This is a genomic window from Acinetobacter sp. YH12063, assembly GCF_013419715.1.
Taxonomy (GTDB): Bacteria; Pseudomonadota; Gammaproteobacteria; order Pseudomonadales; family Moraxellaceae; genus Acinetobacter; species Acinetobacter amyesii.
The window spans coordinates 1-2,576 of the sequence record NZ_VOZO01000039.1; the positions used below are offsets into that span (position 1 = coordinate 1).

A 2,576-nucleotide genomic window follows, 5' to 3' on the forward strand; every position below is an offset into this window, starting at 1 on the left:
CGAAAGGGCTTAGATAATGATGTCGAGTAGGGCGAGGCACGTGAAACCTTGTCTGAATATGGGGGGACCATCCTCCAAGGCTAAATACTCCTGACTGACCGATAGTGAACCAGTACCGTGAGGGAAAGGCGAAAAGAACCCCTGTGAGGGGAGTGAAATAGATCCTGAAACCGCATGCATACAAGCAGTGGGAGCCGACTTGTTCGGTGACTGCGTACCTTTTGTATAATGGGTCAGCGACTTACATTCAGTAGCAAGGTTAACCGATTAGGGGAGCCGTAGAGAAATCGAGTCTTAATAGGGCGTTTAGTTGCTGGGTGTAGACCCGAAACCGGGTGATCTATCCATGAGCAGGTTGAAGGTTGGGTAACACTAACTGGAGGACCGAACCCACTGTCGTTGAAAAGCCAGGGGATGACTTGTGGATAGGGGTGAAAGGCTAATCAAACTCGGTGATAGCTGGTTCTCCCCGAAAGCTATTTAGGTAGCGCCTCGGACGAATACCATTGGGGGTAGAGCACTGTTTCGGCTAGGGGGTCATCCCGACTTACCAAACCGATGCAAACTCCGAATACCAATGAGTACTATCCGGGAGACAGACTGCGGGTGCTAACGTCCGTAGTCAAGAGGAAAACAATCCAGACCGCCAGCTAAGGCCCCAAAATTATAGTTAAGTGGGAAACGATGTGGGAAGGCATAGACAGCTAGGAGGTTGGCTTAGAAGCAGCCACCCTTTAAAGAAAGCGTAATAGCTCACTAGTCGAGTCGGCCTGCGCGGAAGATGTAACGGGGCTAAAACTATATGCCGAAGCTGCGGATTTACACATTAGTGTAAGTGGTAGGGGAGCGTTCTGTAAGCCGATGAAGGTGGATTGAGAAGTCTGCTGGAGGTATCAGAAGTGCGAATGCTGACGTGAGTAACGACAAAACGGGTGAAAAACCCGTTCGCTGAAAGACCAAGGGTTCCAGTCCAACGTTAATCGGGGCTGGGTGAGTCGACCCCTAAGGCGAGGCCGAGAGGCGTAGTCGATGGGAAATTGGTTAATATTCCAATACTTCAGTGTAATGCGATGAGAGGACGGAGAAGGTTAAGTCAGCCTGGCGTTGGTTGTCCAGGTGAAAGGAAGTAGGCATGTATCTTAGGCAAATCCGGGGTACTCTATGCTGAGATCTGACAGCAAGCTGTACTTGTACAGTGAAGTGGCTGATACCATACTTCCAGGAAAAGTCTCTAAGCTTCAGTTACACTGGAATCGTACCCGAAACCGACACAGGTGGTCAGGTCGAGTAGACCAAAGCGCTTGAGAGAACTCTGCTGAAGGAACTAGGCAAAATGGTACCGTAACTTCGGGAGAAGGTACGCTGCTTTTGGTGATGGAACTTGCTTCCTGAGCTGAGAGCAGCCACAGAAACCAGGCCCCTGCAACTGTTTATTAAAAACATAGCACTCTGCAAACACGAAAGTGGACGTATAGGGTGTGATGCCTGCCCGGTGCTGGAAGGTTAATTGATGGGGTTAGCGTAAGCGAAGCTCTTGATCGAAGCCCCAGTAAACGGCGGCCGTAACTATAACGGTCCTAAGGTAGCGAAATTCCTTGTCGGGTAAGTTCCGACCTGCACGAATGGCATAATGATGGGGGCGCTGTCTCCAGCAGAGGCTCAGTGAAATCGAAATCGCCGTGAAGATGCGGTGTACCCGCGGCTAGACGGAAAGACCCCGTGAACCTTTACTGCAGCTTGACATTGAACTTTGATCTTACTTGTGTAGGATAGGTGGGAGGCTTTGAAACCGAGACGCTAGTTTCGGTGGAGCCAATCTTGAAATACCACCCTGGTAATATTGAGGTTCTAACTCTGCTCCATGATCTGGAGCGAGGACCATGTCTGGTGGGTAGTTTGACTGGGGCGGTCTCCTCCTAAAGAGTAACGGAGGAGTACGAAGGTGCGCTCAGCGTGGTCGGAAATCACGCGTAGAGTATAAAGGCAAAAGCGCGCTTAACTGCGAGACCCACAAGTCGAGCAGGTACGAAAGTAGGTCTTAGTGATCCGGTGGTTCTGTATGGAAGGGCCATCGCTCAACGGATAAAAGGTACTCTGGGGATAACAGGCTGATACCGCCCAAGAGTTCATATCGACGGCGGTGTTTGGCACCTCGATGTCGGCTCATCTCATCCTGGGGCTGAAGCAGGTCCCAAGGGTATGGCTGTTCGCCATTTAAAGAGGTACGCGAGCTGGGTTTAGAACGTCGTGAGACAGTTCGGTCCCTATCTACCGTGGGCGCTGGAAATTTGAGAGGATCTGCTCCTAGTACGAGAGGACCAGAGTGGACGAACCTCTGGTGTACCGGTTGTGACGCCAGTCGCATCGCCGGGTAGCTATGTTCGGAAGGGATAACCGCTGAAAGCATCTAAGCGGGAAGCCTACCTCAAGATAAGATTTCCCTTGGACTTTATGTCCACTAAAGAGCCGTTGAAGACTACGACGTTGATAGGTTGGATGTGGAAGTGCGGTGACGCATGAAGCTGACCAATACTAATTGCTCGTGAGGCTTGACTATACAACACCCAAACAGTTGT

At 50.8% G+C, this 2,576-nt stretch carries 1 rRNA gene; it reads left to right on the forward strand.

The window, feature by feature from the left end:
* Positions 1 to 2,557: ribosomal RNA gene (locus tag FTU12_RS16230) — 23S ribosomal RNA — on the forward strand; the annotation flags it as partial.
* Positions 2,558 to 2,576 lie beyond the last annotated feature (19 nt).